Here is a 20,929-nt window from a genome sequence, read left to right on the forward strand (position 1 = left end):
TTATTTATGTATTGAATTATACTTTTTATCGAAGGTTTCCTTTTTTAAATTGAAGGCATCAATAACTTTCTTTTGAAAATTTTGAGGGTGATGTTTACTAACCGATTTAGTAGATTTTAAAGCTATTTCAAACTCTTTTTTCTCTAAGGAGCTAAATTTTGAAGTCCAACGTTTAACCGTAAGTTTTCTAAAAGTGTTATCAGTCCAAGTTCCAATTTTTGTATTAAAAATACGCTCTGCAATTTTAGAAATATAAAATGGTTTCACCTCTTTTATGGTTGAGGTATCAACTTTTAAGTTTGGTAAATATTCTGTTGCCCATAGGTTTGTAGCAAGGAACTCATTAAAAACAGATTTGCCACTCGCAGGAATTAAAGTTAAAAGCTCTGTGGCTGTAAATAGATTTTGTTCTGAAATTTCTAAAGTATCACTACTAATGAAATAATTTACACAGAAGTATTTTTTAGAGTTTCCTAAAAACAGTTTTTTATATAAAATAAGCAGTGTTCTTGACACCCATAATCTATTTGGTTTTGTAATAAGAAAGAAATCGAAATCACCATCATCATCGTAGTAACCTTTAGATAAAGCTCCAGAAATACTGACGCTTTCTATATAAGGGAATCTAGAGATAAAACGTCCGCGTTTTAATGCCTTTGGCAGCATCTCTTCTGCTTTTTTATTTCCATATTTGCGTTTAGCAACAGCACCATTTTTAGCATTATATAAGTGAAAACCTTCAGTTTTTTCTATTGCTTTTAGGTTTATTAATGTCTCTAAATCTGTGTCTAAGCCAGAGGAATCCTCAAGTTTAGAATATAAATATATTTCTTCTTTTGTTAATGGGTAATTAAAGATAGAAAAGTAGAGTATGGGGTTTAGCGCTTCCAAATGGTTAATAACAGTTATTATCTTTCAAAGTTACAAAACAGAATAGTATTAATGTTATAAGCCCTACAAAACTTTTTGGCCTTAAAATGTAGCTTAGTTAATGGTATTTGTTGCTTATAGAGCTTTGTCATTAACAAAAATAAGCACGAGCCAATTTTTAAGTTTAAGAATATTCTGTCTTAAGCTTTGGTTATTAGCTTTGTGTATTGAGTTTTTTGTGTAATTTTCTAATTAAAACAATTCAATTTACCATTTATAATGGGTTTTAAACAATTACCTTTGGGCTCGTATTATTTACATGTTGATATTAATTTTTTTCATGTTACATAAGCGAAGTATAGGGCCTTTTATTTAAGCCTTTAGTTTGATTAATTTAATCACTATTGTCCAACTTAATGCCTGATTACTAGTAAGTAAATACTACTAATTATTTTAATAATACGTCTTGCTAATAGTATTACTTTGCAATTCGATTTTAACGCAATACAAACCATGATTTCTGATATAATTATAAACAAACCAGAACCTTTTTTACCAGAACAGCCGTTACCACAATTTAATCGCTCGATAAATATTAATCGTACGATTAAAGGTTTAGAAGCTGGAAAACCTGTAATGATAACAGAATTTTATAGTAATGGTTTAGATTTACTTAAAGCGTTGCATAGACATCTTAAAAACAAGTTTCCTAACGATACTTTTAAAGAGCAGCGTGAGTATCGTTTAGCATATAAAGAGCTGTCCAAGCTTATTTATATAGAAATTGTAGACCATAAATTAATCGTAAAAAAAGCACCATCTATTGGTTGGTTGGCAAAGCTCTATCCAGAAAACGATAGTTTCTTATTACCTTTTACTAAAGTGCAAGGACTTAATAGTGCGTGGCAATGGCACCAAAACGGGATTACATTACCTGTATTAAGAAATAAAATTCATCCCTATTATGGTGTGTATTTTCCAACGCGTTTCGATCATTTAATTTTGTTTGATAATTGGCTAAAACGTTATTCAGGACCTAAGAAATCTGCAATAGATGTGGGTATTGGAAGTGGCGTATTGGCTTTTCAAATGGTAAAACATGGTTTCCAAAAGGTTTTTGGCACAGATACAAACCCAAATGCTATTGTTGGACTAACAGAATCTATGGGAGACACAAAAATGTCACGGAAAATAGAACTCGATTTCGCCTCTCTTTTTGGTAAGTGGGACAAGCAAACCGAACTCATTGTTTTTAATCCACCTTGGTTGCCTGCTTCTCATGATTTAGATAAAAATGACGAAGCTATTTATTATAATGAAAATCTATTTTCAGAATTTTTTACAGACGCTAAAAAGCGATTGTTGCCAGAAGGTAAACTTGTTATTATATTCTCTAATATGGCACAAATAACAGAGGCTACAGAAGTGCATCCTATAGAAAAGGAACTAGCGGAAGGCGGACGTTTTAAATTAGAGAACTGTTTAAAGAAACCAGTAAAAGCAGCTTCAGATAAAACAAAACGCGATCCTAATTGGCGCGCTACTGAAGAAGTAGAACTTTGGGAATTGGTTCATGCTTAGAATAAAACACATTAAAGTTTAACTTATTTTTCTGAAGGTAAATACATGGTTTTGTTCTTTTCTCCGGTCTTTTTAAAATGGTTCATTTCTATCCCTTTTTTTAAGTCACGACTTGCAGTTGCAGAAGAAATATCTTTAAAAACGTTCATATAATCTTTTCTCGAAAAAGCCTTTTTATCTAGAGATAAAAAATGCCGTAATCTATCTTCATTACTAAAAATTTTATTATTAAAGTCTAGTAAAGTATCTATGGACGTATTTATTATCCCTAACATGTATTCAATAAATTTGGTCGAGTTGCCCAATTTATCGCATGCGCCTAAAACATTGTAATAGCTTTCTTGATTTTTACTAATAGAAGTTTCAAAAGGTAAATAGGCAAAAACTGGATATTTATCCATGAGGATTATGGTTTGCCACAAACGTCCCATTCTACCATTACCATCTATAAACGGATGAATAAACTCCAATTCATAATGAAACACACAACATTTTATTAACGTAATCTCGTCATCATTTTTTAAATAATCGAAAAGGTTTTTCATTAAAAAGGGTACATTCTCAAAAGGAGGTGCAATATGTTCTACTGTGTTGTTTTTAGCAATACCAACACTTTCGTTTCTATAAGTTCCAGGTTTGTTAACCAAACCTTTCATTAAGATGTTATGTGCTTTTAAAAAAGACACTTCGCTGTTTGGTTTGTAATGCTCTAAGCTATCATAAACAGCAATTGCATTTAATACTTCTTCAACATCTTTTTTAGGACCAATCACTTTTTTGTTTTCTAGCAAGGCCTTTATTTTCGCTTCACTTAACGTGTTGCCTTCTATTTTTAGTGAAGAATGAATCGTTTTTATTCTATTCTGTTTTCTTAGAGTAGGAGAAGGTTTGTTTATATAGTTTGCATTAATAGCACCAATTTTCTCTGAAATAGAAGTAATTAATTTCAGAATATCATAAGTGATCTCGTAAGGTGGTTTTTGCATGATAGTATCATTTGATAGTATCAAAGGTAGTGTAATTTCGTATATTTGAGTAAATTTGTATCAAAATGGGAAAAAACACATCAATATCTTTAGGAGATTATTTTGAAGCACTAATTAAAGCGCTTGAAGTTGGCGAGGAAAGTGGGTTTGTCGAAAATTTCAATTAAAAAGAAAATTTAAATAAGTTACATGTTCAAAAAGTAAGGTAAAAACAAACCTAGACAGACTAAGCTTCATTTCTATAATACGCATCCAATACAGCTTCAACCGTATCCACAACTAATTTCGCATTCTCTTTAGTAAAACACAAAGGCGGTTTTGTTTTAATCACACTATCAAAAGGACCATCTGTACTGATAAGAATAAAACGGTCTCGCAATTCATTTTTAATGTATTTTGCTAATGCGGTATTTGGCTCTATGCTGTTTTCCTTCACTATTTCTACACCAATAAATAATCCAGAGCCACGAACATCACCAATACACTTATATTTTTCTTTTAGTTTATTAAAAAGCGCTTGATAATAATCACCAACCACTTTAGCATTTTGCTGTAATTGGCTAGTTTCAATGTCTTGTAAAACCGTTAACGCTATTTTACAAGACACAGGATTACCACCAAAAGAGCTAAAAAACTCCACACCTTTACCAAACGAATCTGCTATTGCTTTAGTAGTTACAACGGCTCCCATGGGATGTCCATTTGCAATAGGTTTTCCTAAGATTACAATATCCGGAATAACATCTTGTGCTTCAAAGCCCCAAAAATGGTCTCCTAAACGTCCAAAACCAGTTTGTACTTCGTCGCTTATACAAACACCACCTTGCTTTCTAATGGCTGGATACAATGCTTTTAAATAGCCTTTTGCTAAAGGCACTTGCCCACCACAACCCACTATAGGTTCTGTAATAAAAGCTGAAATTTTAGAGCTGCTATTCTCAATTTGTACCATCGCATCTTTGGCATAGGCTTTTCCGGCACTACCATCATTAGTTGTGTATTGTCCTCTATAAGTATCTGGAATTATGGTTTTAATAATGTTGTTTTTTTCGCCTTGCCCTTTTTTGTTATTATACTTATAATGGCTAATATCTAAAGCCATTTGCGTATTTCCATGATAGCCATGTTCCATAACCATTATGGTATTTTGCTTGGTATGTGTATTGGCAAGCCGTATTGCTAAATCGCTTGCAGCACTACCAGAATTCACAAAGAATACGGTGTCTAATGCCTCTGGAAATTTTGATAATAAGGCTTCGGCATATTCTGAATAGGCATCACATACATATCTAGTATTCGTATTTAATGTTCCAATGTGTTGCGATGCTATTTTTGTAATTTCAGGATGTGCATGACCAATATGCGGAATGTTATTATAGGCATCCAAAAACGTATTACCATAACCATCGTACATGTATTGAAACGCAGATCCTATCATGTAAATAGGGTTATCGTAACTTAACGATACTATTTCACTCGTAAACTCATGACGTTTTGCTATTAATTGGGTTATCGGTTTAGGCGTTGTAATCTTAAAACCTGCAGCCTTATAAAAATCGTTTTTTGCATGTATTGGATTTATTTTTATCCATAGATGAAGCATTTTTAATGCGTTTTTTTCGCTACTGGAAGCATAACTGTTTTCAGGATTTACTTTTTTGGAATGTGCCGCATTACATAAACTTGTACACAAACGACCAGCGATGAGGTAGTATAAAATATCTAATTCTTTTTCTTCTAGAGGAAGCACCTCATGATAGCCTTTTATTAAATAAATGGCCCATTCTAAAGGGTTATCTTTATCATAACATGCATAAGCTATGGCAATAGCCAATTCGTTAATTAAAGGTGAATGTGCTAAATCGCCAAAGTCTATAAGTCCAGAAACCGTATTGTTTTTAACTAAGGTATTCCATTCGTTAACATCGTTTTGGATTATAGATTTTCGTAATTCAGGAAGTATTGGCGAAACATGCAAATCGAATTGCTGAAAGAAATAAGACACCAAGTGTCTGTCGCTAGCCTCTTCAATAGCATAAATATATTTTTTATTAAGGTTTAGGTATTGTAAATCCCATTCCCATTGTCTTGCTTTTAAAACATAGTTATTCAATTTTAAAAGCTGAAGATCTAACTGTGCTGCAAAAGTCCCTATAGATGTAATTAAACTTGGTGTGTGTGTAATATCGCCTAAAAAATCACCCTCTAAAAAAGAGAGTACGCGACAGATGGTTTTAGTAGTGTTTAGTTCTGCTATTTTAAGAAAACCACCATCTTTAAAAGCGATGGGTTTTGGAAACATGTTCTCGTTTTCTAAGGCATTTAATACAGAAATCTCAGCTTCAATTATAGCGAGCATATCTTCTGAATACGCGTATGTCTTAAAAATGAATTTAGCGCTATCGGTTTTTAGTAGATAATTTATGTTCTCGTAACCGTTGAGTTTTTTAAGCTCTAGGATTTCAAAATTAAACCAAGATTTAATGGTGTTTAGCATGTGGTGGGTTTTTGCTAGTAATAAATTAGTGGAAAATTAGAAATAAGTATCAACCGCAAATTCAAATTGATTAATGAAAATAGACTTCATTGCAGAAATATTATTTTGTTCATAGAAAATGAGCATGGCTTTTTTATAATCAATAGAGTCCACAGTTCTAAATGAAATTGGGCAATAGTTGTTATTAATTAAAATAGCATTACTCACAATTCTCGCTGTACGTTTATTACCATCTTCAAAAGGTTGGATGTAAGATATTAGTAGTAAAGCCAAAAACGCTTTTTCGAAAACAGACTGTTTAGTTTGTATCAATTTGCACATCGCTTCAATAGCCTCAGTAATTTGAAAGGCATTGTCTAAAGGTTTATAGTTTGTACCAGAAATGCCAACACGACTATTTCTAATATGTGTTTCAACACCCAATTCTTTTATTAGTAAACTGTGAATATCTTCTAGTCTTAACTTAGTGAGTGGTTCTAGGTAATCTGGATGCTCAAAAATAAAATCTAGTGCTGTTTTATGGTTTAGAAGCATCGTTGCATCATCCCGGGTTTTTCCTTGTGCAGTTTGTTGCTCTTTTAAAAGCAATTCCGTTTCCAATAAAGTATAAGTATTACCTTCAATCTGAGAGGATTTCCAACTTAAATCAATAGCTAAACGTTCTAATTCTTTTTGGTATCCTGAATAAGATAATTGGCTGCTTTTTTTGAGATACGTATTTTGTAATGCGTGTAGTTTTTTAATTTCGTTTGTTGTAAAAAGTGGTAACGTTTTAAGATCTTGAGAAATGAGCTTGAAATTAAATTGGTTATTAATGTCTCTATCATCAATTTCAGTTTCAAAATACGAATCTGGATTGATAGTATTTAAAAGATTAACATTGCTTTCTGTTTTATATTTAGTGCCTTTTCCTTGGCCTTCAATTGTAATTAATCCTTTATTAATAAGTACAGTCAAGCTTCTTTTTGTAGTAGCATACCCAATTGTAAGTTGCAAACCATCATGTATCTCTTTAGACGATTGCATTGGGTTTTTTCTTATATACTCCAATAATTTTGATTCTCTACTGCTTAACATAACCAATTGATTGTAATTTGTAGCTCATTAGTATTGTAAATGTAGCTCAAAAAGGTGTAAAATGAGCTACAATTTTATAAAAAATGAGCTACAAGTAGTTTTTATAGCTTATTTTTTGATAAAGAAAGTATTTTAGTTAGAAATCGATTTAGGTTTATCTAAGGCCTTTAATACAGAAATCTCTGCTTCAATTATAGCGAGCATAGCTTCTGAATACGTATACTTCTTAAAAATGAATTTAGCACTATCGGTTTTTAGTAGATAATTTATGTTCTCGTAACCGTTGAGCTTTTTAAGTGCGACGATTTCAAAATTAAACCAAGAGTTGATGGTGTTTAGCATGTGGTGGGTTTTGCTGATGCTAATTTAGGGAAATAATTGATGTTGTACGATAATAGGGTTAGATGAAAAATAGTTTGATTTAGTAGGCTAATTTTTATTTATCTAAAACCTTTACAAACTCTCCAATTGTTCGAATTTCAGATTGACTATTTTCTTCAATAATTATCTCTTTGAAACTTTTGTATATGAATTTGGTTTTAGAATTATAGATTCATGAATAATTTTAAGCTAAATTTTTATTCCGAATTTTTTTAGTTTTTTAATAGATTCAAAACTTTTTATTAACGCTCCTTCTTTTACAGAATTTTTTTTCAAAATTTTAGAACTTACATACTTAATATTAGAGAGCTCTTTATATTCAAATGATTTGGTTTGTTCACCTAGTGCTATGATTTTTTTCCAATCATCAGTTGAAAGTAGCTTTAATCTATCGTAAATGGGTTTTATTTCAATTACTTCCTTTTCTTTTAAATTTGATAATTTTTTTATTGCATCTAGTTTTTCAGGATTATTAGTAATAAATAGTAATCCCTTTTTTCCAACATGAAAATCTTTTGAATTTAAATTTCTATTTTCTTTAATTCTTTTAACTAAGTCAAAAAGTTCATAATAATCTAAACCTTCTATAGGAGTATCATTTATGTAGTGTTTTAGACCATCCCAGAATTTAATACCCATTTTTTTTATTTCACTTATTGTAAATAAAATGTTTTCAGTATCATTTTCAACAACTTCTTTTTCCTTTGTTCTTGTAATAGCTTCTTCTTCAGATATTAGATAATTATTAAGAACATTAAAGTCAAGATTATAATTATCTTCTTGTAATTTTTTCCAAGACAATTCTTTTTTAGCGTATTCCGAAATAAGCGTATTTACAGCATTTCTTGTTAAATGATTATATACAAAAACCAATAATTCTTTAAATAGATTAATAACAGAGTCATCAAGTTTTTGTTCAGAGTAGATTTTCCATAGGTCTGTTCTGTTTTTTGTTAGATAGTGATAGTACGCTACTGTATAAGCAACAGAATAAGATTTTAAGTTAGTGTCACCAATAGCATCAACATTCTTTCTTCCAAAAAGTTTATCTACGGTTTTAAAAATAATTGCATTAGCAATAAGTTTTTTATAAAAATTTTCACCGGGCATTTTATTTTTTTTAACTAACTCGTTTGTGTTTTTAATAAAATCAAGAAAGTTTTTTTGAGATCCTCTTGAGACCATGAATGGTTTTAATTCCCAGAGATTTATGTACTTAGCAATTTCAGATTTTACAAACTTTAATTTTGTAGGATTCTGCTCTTTAAACCTCTTTTGAAGAGAGGGCGTTAGTTTGTTTACAGCTTCCCTATATTGTCCTTTAACTCTTTCAAAATACCATAAAACTGATTGGTTTCGGTTTTCTGGATTGGTAACATATTTTTTTCTAGATAAACTTTCAATCTGGACGAAGTAAGGGTTGTTTGATGATAAATCTAATTCTGTAACTTTATTTTGACTGTTGGCATATCTCGCAATATTAGGGACTTCAATGTTTTTCAAATCGATATCCTTTATAACTGTCAATTTCATTTGAACAGATATATTTTTCAAATCTGCATCTTTATATTTTTTTTGAGTGTGGTATAATGATGCTGTTGTTTGTCCTCCATTAACAATTTGAAAATCACTTAACCTTGTAACATATAGTTGGTTATTTACTATTGTAGTTTCAACTTCATTTGCTGTTGCGGTAATACCATTGTTATATGGTAAAAACATCTGTGGTTTTTCTCTTATTGTATCCCGAATTCCTTTATTAAATTTACCTGCTTGTCCCAGAAAAGCTCTAACATTACTTTCTAATAATTCATTAGAAAATTCTTTATAAAGATTTGCTAATACATAACCTGGTATTATTGCCAAATAACAATCATATAATTCATCAATATTAGGGACTTTTAAACACTGAATACCTTCTTGGTTGTTGTCTAAAAAATCAGAAAAATTAATCTCAATAGGCTCTCTATTACTATTTGTCTCATTTATTTTAAAAAAACGATTTATATCCCATACATGAAGATTAATGCTAAGGTTTTCAGCAATTCCTTTTAATTTTACTTTTTCTACTTTCTGATTTGAGTTACCATTCAACAATAAATAAATATTAATTCTGTCAAATAAAAGATTTTGCTTTCCAATAATTTTTAATAATTCTACTAGTTCATCATTAGAAGCATCTATATAATCTATTTGTCTTTTAAGGGCTCCATTCAAAAATCGTTTTATCTGATTTATAGTTTTAGTAAATTCGGGTGTGGGTATGTTGTAATCATAAGTGTCATGATTATAATAAGTAACAAATAGCTCTAATGTCTCAAAATAATTTTTATTACTATCATCTTTATAAGCGTCTTTTAAGCAATATCCATTAATTTTCCAGTCTATTCCGCCTTTTGAATTAGGATGCACAAAAGGAAGAACTCTAGCTCCTTCTGTTTTTTCTATTGCTTCTAATACTTCTATACAATATTCAGTGAATTTATCTTCAAAACTATAACCTTCACCATCAGAATACACTAAGGCTGCAACTTCAGATTTTACTTCTTCTATATAATTCGATAATGCTCTATTCATTTTTTAACTCATTTATTATTGTGTCATAGTCGGCTCTAAAATCTTCAATAGCAGAATTTTCTATATAGTATGAAGTATTATATATCCCGTTAGGAAGATTACTATTTGTTAGTTTTGGAAAAGATTCATTAACCTCATAAATAGACCTAGTTTTAATGCCATATTCAACATTGTAGTTTTCTGCGTCATCTTCAAAAAAGCCAGCAGATTCTAACCTCTCATTAAAGAATTTTAAAGTTGTAGAATTACTGTTGATTTTTTTGCGTATTGAATTAACAACTGAATTAAGCGAAATACCTTTTTCTTTAAGGTTTTCACAAGCAAAGCAATACAAAAACAAATTATCGATATTGAGTGTATCCAATTGTCTTTCACTTGTAATTTTTATTCTAGGTAATTTTGAAGATGTAAATTTTATTTCAAAACAAGTAGAGCCAAAAGTAAAGTCTTTATCCTCAAAATCTGGACCTGTCCAGCCGTTTAAAACATAATCTGGATTAAATTTATTATCTATAAGTTCATCAATAAATATAAGTTCACCTAGTAAGCCTTTTTGCTGTTCAATTGATAAACCTTGAGTATTTAATTTGTCGAATAGTTTTTTCCATTTTTGAATAACATTAGAGGTTTTTGTAATTGCTTCATTCTCTGTTGTAGAATCAATTATTTCTTCAATAATGTTTTCAATAAACAAACTAAATATACCTTTTAGTTCATTGTCAATCAAATAGATATTCAATTCTTTGCTTTCTTTTAAATCAAACACTTCTATTTGAACACCCTTAAATTTAAAATTTTTAAATTCAGGAATAATAGCGTGACTTGAAAGTGACATTATGTATAAATGATTGCCTGTAATATGATTAGTTGCAGCATAACAATCAAATTGTGGTACTACATCAATTTTTGTTTTTATAATTAATTCATCTTTAGAGGGTTTTTGAAGTGCCCAGATGGATTTTAAATCTAACATAATTTAATAGTTTTCTGGGTTGTCATCATCTTGCATAACCTCTTCATCAAAATCATCAAATACAGTAGCTGTATAAGATGTTTTTTGTTCATTCTCAATTTTAGGGAAATGAATACTATAACCGATAATAGGTATGTCGTTTTTTAAATTTTTCGTGCCTCTTTCGTCTAAAGCATAGATTAATAACAACCCCTTTTTTTCGATAGCTCTGCGAGCTTTAATGTCTTTATTGGTTTTATGTCCTTTCTTTTCTAAATCTACCTGCCTATCAATTAAATCATCAATTTGATTTTTTGTGATTTTATAAAGTTGATTTTTCTCTGTTTGATTTCTAACACTGCAAGTCATTTGAGTTGATTTACCCTTGATTTCAACTTCATAATTCATAGCATCAACTCTGTTTTTATTCACTTTCTGTTCAGGGTCATCATATATCCATACTTTTTTATCGGTATTTGACACTAAACATATATTCCATTCTTTAATACTGCTTATTGATTTTTGAGCATTAATATATTCTGTTATTACTTGACTATTTATTGCAGGTATGTTTATTTTAAAGTCTCTAATAAAGTGAGTTAAATATTCAGTATCGACATTGTTATATGATAAATATCTTAATTTATCTCTTTTAAGTGTTTTGATCGGATTATCTAGTCTTTTAATTAAGTTTTGTAATAAAGTGAAGTTGTTTTTAATTGAATCAAAGTCCTTATTTAACAAATAAGTTTGAAGATTTGTACCTGAAAAAGATATTTGAATATTTGTAGACCAATGAAGTTTTGATACACTAGTAACAGCTAATAGTCCATGATGATTTCTTACTTTTAGCTTAAAATCAGTAGGCTTTAAATTCTGAGAACTCATAATGTCAAAATCATTTCTCATTTCCTCTGTTGCCATTGTTATATGATTAAACCAATTGAATATTCTTTCATTTGTATACAACCTGCATAAATCTACATAACCAGGTCTATAACCAAACCATCTTCCCATTTGCATAAGAGAGTCGTACATTTTTGTTGTTCTTAAATAATAACTCACAGAAAGACCTTCAAGTGTTATTCCTCTTGATAGTTTACCTCCACCAATAGCTATTACTGATAATCCATTCTCGTATCTATCATAATCAATATTCGAAATATTATGGTAATCTAATTTAGATAATGATGTTGTACCATGAACTGCTCTTATATCAAATTTTTTAATTGCTGGTCTAATTTCCTTTTTTACATCTTCCCATTCGTGTATTATAATTCTATTGTCTTTATAATCTAAACGATCTAGTACATTATTAGTCGTTGGTACAAAATCAGATTGGAATAAATGTTTTAAGCTACTTATAAACTCACTGTCGTTTGCTTCAACTTTATTTATAAATTCTTTTATTAATTCATTTACAAGCAAGGCAACTTTGTCAATCCATTTTACATATAAAGCAACATGTATTAGCATGGAATTATGTTTTTTTTCATGACCGCGTAATCTTCTAATAGCACAAGTTAATATATAAGACTTAATTGCTGTCTGTAGGCTATTAGGTAGATATTCTGGTAAATCATCTTTATTGTGCTGATTAATTTTTTCAAAAAGTGGTGGATTATATTCTTCACTATAAATAGGTCTAAAAATATCTAATGGCTCATTACTTTCTCCTGTAATAGGGTCTTCAAGACCAAATAGTTTTGATGCACCAATGTAATTTTTTGCAGCCTTAATATTTAAGATGAAATGCTGAGGAAATAAGTCGTTACCTATATAATATTCTTTACCTTTTACATAAGTAGTAAGTTCATCATTATACTCTTGAGATATAAATAGATTTGCATAAGGTGTGGCTGTATATCCTATGAAAGTATTTTGGTTAAATAGATTAAGTAAAACTCGTATTAATTTATTAATTGTTTTAACCTCGTTAATGTCTTTTGTTGTGTTTACAGAGGCGTAATCTGATTCATCATCAATAATAAGAGCAGGTACATTCATTAATTTTTTTCGGCCTTCAACTGTCTTTATGTTTTCATTATGAGCTAGCCAATCAATCAAATTTTCAAGAATAGTCTTGTTCTTTTTTATAACGAAAACAACAGGGTTCTTACCTATAGGTATATTAGAGTTGTGTAATTGTTTAGTACTAAAATCGCCTTCATCACCTTTAAGATAATAAGATGAAGTTAATGGATATATGTCTTTTTCAACTTTGTATTTACCAACCCCTTTTATTCTGTTTTCTCTTTTGTTTCTTAAGTAAGCAGAGCTATCTCTACCAATATAGCCCGCGTCTATTCTTTCTTGGGTTTGTCTCCTTAAAGAACTAATAGTTCCAGCAATAACAATTATTAATTTATAGCCTGCATCTGTGGCTTTATTTATTAAACCAACATAATTTGATGTTTTCCCAGACTGAACATGTCCAACCACCATTCCTCTTCTATCCCAAGAACCTTCCTGTTTAGGGTTTACACATTTATCAAGAATTTTGTCTGTAAAATCATCTAAAGAAGCAGTTGGAAAAGACGGATCATTCTTTTCTAAATAAAGTTTATATCTTTTCCATAATTCAAAATCAATATTAGCTTTTTCATTATTTAACCAAGGTTCAATATCATCTGTCATAGAAGTAATTGAGCCTTGTCCTATGCTTAAATCCGACATTAAAACTTCAAATAAATCTTCTTTATTTATGTTTTGACCAGGCACAATATTCATAATCAGTAATCTATCTATAACAGATTGAATTACCTCTTCAGTGATTTCTCCTTTTTCCTTTTCGTGTTCTATTAATGTATGTGCAAACAGTCTTGCTGTTTCGTCGATTTTACTCATTTCAAATAGTCGTTTATTAATGGAAAAAGATTAAAAGGCACAGAGTTCATTATTTGTTGTCTAGCTAAAGACTCTGGGATACCATTAGAAATATTTATTTTATATAAATCAATAGCTAATTTAATTAATTCATCACTTGGTGTTTCAGAAATTTTCTCTAATTCATGATGTGATGGGTCTTCATTTTGATTGTATAAGATTAGCTCTAGTGGAATATTGTTTTCTATTAATTTTAGAGTTTTAGAGACTATTTTTTTTGCCCCTTCTAATTCAAGTGCTTGTTTAATTATTGGGTGTTTTCTATTAATCTTATATTTTTTAATTCCTTCTCTATTGGTTTCATCGTTCCAAAGCATTTCAATACTAGTACTTTTTTGATTATCTGAAATAGATTTTTGGCCTCTCCAATTATAAACTTTAGCAGATTTTTTTATAGCAGCTTTAGCAATTCTTGCTAGTTCTCTTCTTACTTCTATTGGTGGTGTTGCTGTTGACTTTTTTATATCTAAATTCCAGGCAAAATCACCTGTGTTTGGAAAATTAACAGCTATTCTTGCTAATTTTGAATAGTCTCTTTTTTTCTCTAAACCAAGCCAATCTCCAGAAACTAATAATCTGTCTCCTCTATATATATAAAATCCTTGTTGGTTAAACCAGCCTAGAGGTCCTCCAGATTTCTCATATTCTTCAGGGCTAATTCTAGACATGTGTGGTAGTATGTAATATGTTACATCAACATTACCTCCTATTTTAGCAGGTAAACCCATTTCGGGCTTTGTAGTTAAGTTGTATAGAAATGGATTCCATGGCTCTATAGGGTAAGTATTTGATGTGAGTTGAATTTTATTATTCTCTAAAAATCTATGAAAAACTAGGCTTAGATGTTCTTTTACTGTAGACATTTCTTGGTAAAAAGCATTTTTTACTGTTTCATTATCCTTTTGAGCATTGCCGACTATTCTATCAAGATTTTCCCAGAGAACAATAGTTCCAGACTCATATTTATCTATTAATTTAAGAAACTTCGAATCTGATATGTAGTCTAATAATACCCATTCCTCAACTTCATTTATAAAATCGATATCCCAGCATCTTTTTATAGTTTTATAACCTAATTTTTTTGTTATAACTGTTAGCCTTTTACACTGAGAAAACGAAGCGGTTTTTAATCCCATTCCGAATCTTCCTAAATCATTTTCATTTCTAATTTCGTCTGGATCCTTACTTCCTGGTGTCATCGCTTGAATTAACTCTTCCAGATTCATGCCATTGCCATTATCAATAATTGAGATATAAGATTCTTTACCTATCCAAGTATAGTCAATATCAATTTTTGTAGCATTTGCAGAAATACTATTATCTATTATATCAGCTATAGCTGTAGATAAATTATAACCAAAACTTCTATACGAGTTAATTGTAGATTTTGGGTTAGGTTGTGCGTTCTCTGCTTTATATTGATGCATACTATAAAATTTCTTTAATTTTATTAGCAATACCTTCTGCCATTAAAGGAGGTACAGCATTACCAATTTGTTTAAAAGCAGCAGTTCTGCTTCCTTCAAAGAAAAAATCATCTGGAAATGATTGAATCCTTGCAGCTTCTCTTAAGGAAATTGACCTATTTTGTTTTATGTCTGGATGTATGTAATAGTGACCATCCATTGCAATATGAGCAACTACTGTATTGGAAATACCATCTGGATTGACTACTCGAAATCTATTTGTGAAAGAGGTTGTGTTCTTATGTTTAATTAGTCTTTCGGGTAAATCCGCGTAATTTAATTTTTTTCTTTTTTAAGAAGTAAATTAACCGCTATCCTATATATTTCTAAATCTGTTTCATTATGAGGTCTTGCTAGATGTTGTGTTGTGAAATCTATACAATTCCTTATACCAGTTTCCTTTAAATAAGCTGTAATTGGTTTAGCATATTTAATTACACCAAGATTACCTTGACCATGTTTGAGCTTTGGTAGGTCAGAGAATATACTTTCTCCTAGCTTATATTTAGTTATATTATCTTCAAAATTAGGATATTTATGGTTTAGTCCTTTTTTCCAGCCAATCATGATTACTCTTTTTCTGTCTTGTAAAACATTAAAGTGTTTAGAATTAAGGTGTTTTTTCGGTGGGATTTCTATTTCGTAGCCTGCATCATTTATTGCTTTATAAATTTCTTTTAAGAAAGTTCCATTACTAGCAGATAGAATTCCTGGAACATTTTCAAAAACAAACATTTTAGGATTATACTTCTTAAGGAATTCAACGTAGTGTTTATAAAGATGATTTCTTGGGTCGTCTTTCATTCCTTTGGGATCTCTTGCTCTTCCTGCTATTGAATAGGCTTGACAAGGAGGTCCACCAATGATTAAATCTATATTATTATTATTATCAAGAGAAGAATCTATTTGTTGAAATATATCATCTAGAGTTTCATTTGAAATTTCTGTATTAATTACAGATTCAATAATTTTACTTGGTACAGATTCCCAATACTGTTCTCGGGTAATCTTCTTTTTAAGATAATTATGATAAATATCTATTTTATTGTTTTCTTTTAAATAATGATATGCAGTTCTTGTTTTTAAAGTATCACAAGCATCTTTGTTCATTTCAACATGAGCAATTGGACTAAAGCCAGCTCTCATAAAGCCTTCTGATAATCCTCCTGCACCTGAAAATAAGTCTATAAATTTCAACTTTTTATCTTTCATTTTTCATTTTTATTCTAAAGTCATTACATTTTATTAAGAAAGAAAGCAATTGTTTTCAAATATAAACGATAATTACTATTGTGTTTTACGGTATTCCGTAATCAGCCTTTTTATTTTATAAATTCCCTAATACGCCTCCAACCAATTCAAACCAACATCCATTTCCACATCCAACGGAACCTCCATTACAAAAGCACTTTCCATTTCAGTTTTAATCAAGGTTTTCATTTCCTCAAGTCCTGGTTTATAAACATCAAAAACCAATTCATCATGTACTTGTAGTAGCATTTTAGTTTTATAATTACCAGCTTCTAGTTTGTTGTAAATATTAATCATGGCAATTAACCTTTATTCATTTAGCTTCTTTCTTTCAATACGTTCCTTTGCTTTCAATAATGCTTGGTGTAATTTCTTTTCTAGTTGTTCTTTTGGTAAAACCTCAGTCCAATATTCGGCAACCATAATACCATCTTTATGCATTTCTAGAAGTTCTATTTGTTCTTTACTGGCTTCTGTGCATAGTATAATTCCTATTGGAGCATGCTCTCCTTCTTGCATTTCGTGTTTTTCTAGCCATTTTAAATACAATTCCATTTGTCCTTTGTATTTGGCTTTAAATTTGTCAATTTTAAGTTCAATTGCAACTAGTCTTTTTAGTTTTCTGTGATAAAATAATAAGTCTAAATAATAGTCGTCTCCATCTATTATCATTCTTTTTTGTCTTTCTACAAAAGTAAATCCGTTACCTAATTCTAATAGGAATAATTCAAGTTCTTTAAGAATAGCACTTTCTAAATCGTTTTCTAAATAACCGTCTTTTAAATCTAAAAAGTCCAGTAAATAAGGGTCTTTAAAGACTCCTTTTTCAAGGTGTTTACTTTCATTAATCTGAATATCTGCATGTTCGGTTCTTTCGTAAACTTTTTTTGAAATTTGATTTCGTAAATCTCTAACGCTAGTTAAGTTATTAAACACGTTTTTAGAATAGAAATAGCGTTCTTTCTCTGTTTTTAGAGGAATTAGAACTAAAAAATGAGACCATGACAAATGTCGTGACAGTGTAACGACAGTCTCAAAATCTGAGAATTTTTCAGAAAATTGAATCATTCGTCGAAGATTTTTATCTTTAAAACTACTCCCAAAATTAATTGTCAATGCTCGTGACAGTGAAACGACAATTTCTTGTCCATATTTTGCTCTATTATTTTCTAAAATTTCAGATTGAATGCGTTTCCCTATTTGCCAAAACATTATGGTCAAAGCACTATTAGCTTGAATAGCGACTTGAGTTTTTGTTTTTTCAACGATAGAAACTAAATCCTTAAGTATATTTTGATATTCTGTTTTTTCTATAGGCATTATTCTAATATTCTAAAACCAAAGATAACGCAAAATTTGAGGCGGTTATCCAAAGGCGGTTTTACAATTGAGTCTTTTCCTAATGCGCCTCCAACCAATTCAAACCAACATCCATTTCAACATCCAAAGGAACCTCCATCACAAAAGCACTTTCCATTTCCGTTTTAATCAAGGTTTTCATTTCCTCTAGTTCAGGTTTATACACATCAAAAACCAATTCATCATGAACTTGCAGTAACATTTTGGTTTTATAATTACCAGCTTCTAGTTTGTTATAAATATTAATCATGGCAATTTTAATAATATCTGCAGCAGAACCTTGTATTGGTGCATTTACAGCATTACGTTCTGCTGCACCACGAACAATTGCGTTAGCGCTATTAATATCTTTTAGGTAACGCCTTCGGTCTAAAACGGTTTTTACATACCCATTATCACGAGCAAAATCTACCTGTTCGCTCATGTATTTTTTAAGTTTTGGGTAGGTTTCGTAATAGGTGTCAATCAATTCTTTGGCTTCACCACGCGATAAATCGGTTTGGTTACTTAAACCAAAAGCAGACACACCATACACAATCCCAAAGTTTACGGTTTTGGCATTACTACGTTGGTCTCTGGTTACTTCGGCTAAAGGCACATTAAATACTTTAGACGCTGTAGAGGCATGAATATCTTCGCCATTTTTAAAGGCTTCAATCATGGTTTCTTCTTTACTTAAAGCAGCAATAATACGCAGTTCTATTTGGCTATAATCGGCAGCCAGTAAAGTGTACTCGTCATTTCGTGGTATAAACGCTTTACGCACTTGACGACCACGTTCTGTACGAATTGGGATATTCTGTAAATTCGGATTATTACTACTTAAACGTCCTGTAGCAGCAACGGTTTGCATGTAATCTGTGTGCACACGACCTGTAGATGCTTCCACTTGCAATGGTAAGGCATCAACATAGGTGCTTTTTAGTTTTGCTAAACCACGATATTCTAAGATGTCTCTAATTATTTCATGCTCTTTTGCTAAAGCAGATAAGATATCTTCTCCAGTTTTATATTGACCTGTTTTTGTCTTTTTAGGCTTGTCTACAAGCTTCAGTTTTTCGAATAGGATAATGCCTAATTGTTTTGGTGACGCGATATTAAATTCTTCGCCTGCAACGTCGTAAATTTTAGCAACCAAGGTGTCGATGTCTTTGTTTAAATCTTCAGCTAAGCCATTTAAAAAAGGTACATCTAGATTAATACCTTCTAATTCCATGGCAGCAAGTACACGAAGTAAAGGCACTTCAATAGTATTGAATAGTTTTTTGGTATTGGCTTCGCCTAACTCTTTTTCAAAATGGGCTGCCAGTTGTAATGTAATATCTGAATCTTCAACCGCATATTCCGTTTGTTTTTCTAACGGCACATCTCGCATGGATAATTGATTCTTTCCTTTTTTACCAATCAATTCTACAATAGAAACAGGTGTATAGTTTAAGTACGTTTCTGCCAATATATCCATATTATGGCGCATATCAGGATTAATTAAATAGTGTGCTAACATGGTGTCGAACAAGTGTCCTTTAACCTGCACGTTGTATTTTGCCAATACTTTAATATCGTATTTTAAATTCTGTCCAATTTTCTGAATCGATTCGTTTTCAAAAAATGGTCTTAGTTCTTCAATAATTGCTTGTGCTTCTTCTTTATCTTCAGGAAATGGCAAGTAGAAACCTTTGCTTACTTCCCATGAAAAAGCAATACCAACCAACTCTGCCGTTAACGGATTTAATCCTGTGGTTTCCGTATCGAAACACACAGACGTTTGGTTCATTATATTTTTAATGAATAGTTTGGTTGCCATTCCTGGTGCTATACTTTGGTAGAAGTGCGAATAGGTTGCAATGGTTTTTCTTGTCAATGGATCTTCGGTTGTCGCTTCCGCGGAAGTACTCTCGCCTCCAAACAAATTAAATTGTCCCGCACCTGCACTTTCAGCTTCCTTTGGTGTTACTTTTATTTCTGCTTTTTCTGAAGTAGTCTCTTTTGGTGTCGCTGTTGCTTCCGCGCCAGAAGCAAAGGTTTTATTAAAATTATCTATCAGTCTTCTAAACTCTAATTCTTGAAAAATTTCAGTTACTTTAGGAACATCTGGTGTAGACATTTCGTAATCTTTAGCATCAAAAGTCACCGGAACATCTAGCATTATGGTTGCTAGTTTTTTAGATAATAATCCCAGTGCGCCATTGGCTTCAATTTTTTCTTTCATTTTACCTTTGAGCTCGTGTGTATTGGCTAAAAGATTTTCCATAGACCCATAAGCTGCTAAAAACTTCTTCGCCGTTTTTTCTCCAACTCCTGGTAATCCAGGAATATTATCACTGGCGTCTCCCATCATACCTAAAAAGTCAATGACTTGTAAAGGGTCTGTAACTTCAAATTTCTTTTGTACTTCTGGAATGCCCCAAGTTTCATATCCACCGCCAAACATGGGTCTGTACATAAATATGTTTTCGCTTACTAATTGCGCAAAATCTTTATCTGGAGTCACCATAAAGGTTTGGAAACCTTCTTTTTCGGCTTGTTTGGCAAGAGTTCCAATAACATCATCGGCTTCAAAACCTGCTTTTACCACAATAGGAATATGCATGGCTTTTAAAATGTCCATGATATACGGAATCGCCGTTTTAATACCTTCTGGAGTTTCATCTCTATTGGCTTTATATTCGGCAAACATTTCGACGCGGTCTGTACTTCCGCCTTTATCAAAACAAACCGCTAAATAATCTGGTCGTTCGCGTTTAATAACATCTAATAACGAGTTCATAAAACCCATAATTGCTGAGGTATCTTCGCCTTTAGAGTTAATTCTTGGGTTTTTTATAAAGGCATAGTAGCCACGAAAAATTAATGCGAAAGCATCTATTAAAAAGACGCGTTTATTGTTATCTGACATTGGTATATATTATAATGTGAAAACTGTCACTCTGAGCGCAGTCAAAAAGTCTTAATTCGAAAAAGAGAATAAAAAACCTGTTTATAGCTGCAATTTGCAAATTACAATTTCTTAAAAAATAAAAGAACCTGATTTTTAAGAAAGTTATTA

The 20,929-nt window shown here is 31.0% G+C and carries 15 protein-coding genes and 1 pseudogene; 2 read left to right on the forward strand and 14 right to left on the reverse strand.

What is annotated here, in order from left to right; all coding sequences use genetic code 11:
- Window positions 1-891 carry a hypothetical protein gene (locus tag RH82_RS12120; protein ID WP_034061074.1) on the reverse strand — a complete coding sequence of 297 codons (891 nt, stop codon included), beginning with the start codon at window positions 889-891 and terminating at the stop codon, window positions 1-3.
- A 492-nt stretch (window positions 892-1,383) separates the two neighbouring features.
- On the opposite strand from RH82_RS12120, the gene RH82_RS12125 reads away from it, so the two are divergent.
- Window positions 1,384-2,451, forward strand: coding sequence for a methyltransferase (locus tag RH82_RS12125; protein ID WP_034061076.1), 1,068 nt, complete (start codon window positions 1,384-1,386; stop codon window positions 2,449-2,451).
- Window positions 2,452-2,474: 23 nt separating this feature from the next.
- Here RH82_RS12125 and RH82_RS12130 read toward each other — a convergent pair whose 3' ends face one another.
- On the reverse strand, window positions 2,475-3,437 hold the full coding sequence (locus RH82_RS12130; RefSeq protein ID WP_034061078.1) for a Fic family protein: 963 nt from the start codon (window positions 3,435-3,437) through the stop codon (window positions 2,475-2,477).
- Between the two features lie 65 nt (window positions 3,438-3,502).
- Here RH82_RS12130 and RH82_RS18860 point away from each other — a divergent pair, with 65 nt between their 5' ends.
- Complete coding sequence (locus RH82_RS18860) at window positions 3,503-3,604, forward strand: type II toxin-antitoxin system ParD family antitoxin (RefSeq protein WP_241148057.1); 102 nt, start codon at window positions 3,503-3,505, stop codon at window positions 3,602-3,604.
- A 59-nt stretch (window positions 3,605-3,663) separates the two neighbouring features.
- On the opposite strand, the gene RH82_RS12135 is transcribed toward RH82_RS18860, so the two are convergent.
- The 12 genes and pseudogenes from RH82_RS12135 to polA all read right to left on the reverse strand — a co-directional run bounded on the left by RH82_RS12135 (window position 3,664) and on the right by polA (window position 20,779).
- Window positions 3,664-5,934, reverse strand: a complete 2,271-nt coding sequence (locus tag RH82_RS12135; RefSeq protein ID WP_034061080.1) for an aminotransferase class III-fold pyridoxal phosphate-dependent enzyme — start codon at window positions 5,932-5,934, stop codon at window positions 3,664-3,666.
- A gap of 36 nt (window positions 5,935-5,970) precedes the next feature.
- Window positions 5,971-7,011, reverse strand: a complete 1,041-nt coding sequence (locus RH82_RS12140) for a Fic family protein (RefSeq protein WP_034061082.1) — start codon at window positions 7,009-7,011, stop codon at window positions 5,971-5,973.
- A gap of 132 nt (window positions 7,012-7,143) precedes the next feature.
- A complete protein-coding gene (locus RH82_RS12145) occupies window positions 7,144-7,353 on the reverse strand; it encodes a hypothetical protein (protein ID WP_034061084.1) in 210 nt (69 codons plus the stop codon).
- 228 nt (window positions 7,354-7,581) lie between these two features.
- The gene (locus tag RH82_RS12150; RefSeq protein ID WP_034061086.1) at window positions 7,582-9,969 is read right to left on the reverse strand and encodes an AIPR family protein; all 2,388 of its coding nucleotides are present in this window, start codon (window positions 9,967-9,969) and stop codon (window positions 7,582-7,584) included.
- On the reverse strand, window positions 9,962-10,942 hold the full coding sequence (locus RH82_RS12155; RefSeq protein WP_034061088.1) for a PD-(D/E)XK motif protein: 981 nt from the start codon (window positions 10,940-10,942) through the stop codon (window positions 9,962-9,964). Before RH82_RS12155 ends, RH82_RS12150 begins: the two co-directional genes overlap by 8 nt.
- Before the next feature lie 3 nt (window positions 10,943-10,945).
- Window positions 10,946-13,768 (reverse strand): Z1 domain-containing protein, encoded by a 2,823-nt coding sequence (locus RH82_RS12160; protein WP_034061090.1) that lies wholly within the window; start codon window positions 13,766-13,768, stop codon window positions 10,946-10,948.
- Window positions 13,765-15,234, reverse strand: a complete 1,470-nt coding sequence (locus RH82_RS12165) for an ATP-binding protein (protein WP_034061201.1) — start codon at window positions 15,232-15,234, stop codon at window positions 13,765-13,767. The genes RH82_RS12160 and RH82_RS12165 overlap by 4 nt, the downstream gene beginning before the upstream one ends.
- Window position 15,235: 1 nt before the next feature.
- Complete coding sequence (locus RH82_RS18865) at window positions 15,236-15,433, reverse strand: DNA cytosine methyltransferase (protein ID WP_241148058.1); 198 nt, start codon at window positions 15,431-15,433, stop codon at window positions 15,236-15,238.
- Window positions 15,434-15,549: 116 nt separating this feature from the next.
- The gene (locus RH82_RS12170) at window positions 15,550-16,485 is read right to left on the reverse strand and encodes a DNA cytosine methyltransferase (protein ID WP_241148059.1); all 936 of its coding nucleotides are present in this window, start codon (window positions 16,483-16,485) and stop codon (window positions 15,550-15,552) included.
- 126 nt (window positions 16,486-16,611) lie between these two features.
- Window positions 16,612-16,827: pseudogene (locus RH82_RS12175) on the reverse strand (DNA polymerase); the annotation flags it as partial.
- Window positions 16,828-16,833: 6 nt separating this feature from the next.
- Window positions 16,834-17,844 (reverse strand): PDDEXK nuclease domain-containing protein, encoded by a 1,011-nt coding sequence (locus tag RH82_RS12180; RefSeq protein ID WP_034061094.1) that lies wholly within the window; start codon window positions 17,842-17,844, stop codon window positions 16,834-16,836.
- Between the two features lie 79 nt (window positions 17,845-17,923).
- On the reverse strand, window positions 17,924-20,779 hold the full coding sequence (polA, locus tag RH82_RS12185) for a DNA polymerase I (RefSeq protein ID WP_034061096.1): 2,856 nt from the start codon (window positions 20,777-20,779) through the stop codon (window positions 17,924-17,926).
- Window positions 20,780-20,929 lie beyond the last annotated feature (150 nt).

This window comes from Lacinutrix jangbogonensis, from assembly GCF_000797445.1.
Taxonomy (GTDB): domain Bacteria; phylum Bacteroidota; class Bacteroidia; order Flavobacteriales; family Flavobacteriaceae; genus Lacinutrix; species Lacinutrix jangbogonensis.

Excerpts from the sequence above, each read along its gene's own strand:
- RH82_RS12150 (WP_034061086.1), bottom strand. The coding sequence starts at position 9,969 with ATGAATAGAGCATTATCGAATTATATAGAAGAAGTAAAATCTGAAGTT.
- RH82_RS12165 (WP_034061201.1), bottom strand. The coding sequence starts at position 15,234 with ATGCATCAATATAAAGCAGAGAACGCACAACCTAACCCAAAATCTACA.
- RH82_RS12145 (WP_034061084.1), bottom strand. The coding sequence starts at position 7,353 with ATGCTAAACACCATCAACTCTTGGTTTAATTTTGAAATCGTCGCACTT.
- polA (WP_034061096.1), bottom strand. The coding sequence starts at position 20,779 with ATGTCAGATAACAATAAACGCGTCTTTTTAATAGATGCTTTCGCATTA.
- RH82_RS12140 (WP_034061082.1), bottom strand. The coding sequence starts at position 7,011 with ATGTTAAGCAGTAGAGAATCAAAATTATTGGAGTATATAAGAAAAAAC.
- RH82_RS12130 (WP_034061078.1), bottom strand. The coding sequence starts at position 3,437 with ATGCAAAAACCACCTTACGAGATCACTTATGATATTCTGAAATTAATT.
- RH82_RS12170 (WP_241148059.1), bottom strand. The coding sequence starts at position 16,485 with ATGAAAGATAAAAAGTTGAAATTTATAGACTTATTTTCAGGTGCAGGA.
- RH82_RS12180 (WP_034061094.1), bottom strand. The coding sequence starts at position 17,844 with ATGCCTATAGAAAAAACAGAATATCAAAATATACTTAAGGATTTAGTT.
- RH82_RS18860 (WP_241148057.1), top strand. The coding sequence starts at position 3,503 with ATGGGAAAAAACACATCAATATCTTTAGGAGATTATTTTGAAGCACTA.
- RH82_RS12155 (WP_034061088.1), bottom strand. The coding sequence starts at position 10,942 with ATGTTAGATTTAAAATCCATCTGGGCACTTCAAAAACCCTCTAAAGAT.
- RH82_RS18865 (WP_241148058.1), bottom strand. The coding sequence starts at position 15,433 with ATGGATGGTCACTATTACATACATCCAGACATAAAACAAAATAGGTCA.
- RH82_RS12160 (WP_034061090.1), bottom strand. The coding sequence starts at position 13,768 with ATGAGTAAAATCGACGAAACAGCAAGACTGTTTGCACATACATTAATA.
- RH82_RS12135 (WP_034061080.1), bottom strand. The coding sequence starts at position 5,934 with ATGCTAAACACCATTAAATCTTGGTTTAATTTTGAAATCCTAGAGCTT.
- RH82_RS12125 (WP_034061076.1), top strand. The coding sequence starts at position 1,384 with ATGATTTCTGATATAATTATAAACAAACCAGAACCTTTTTTACCAGAA.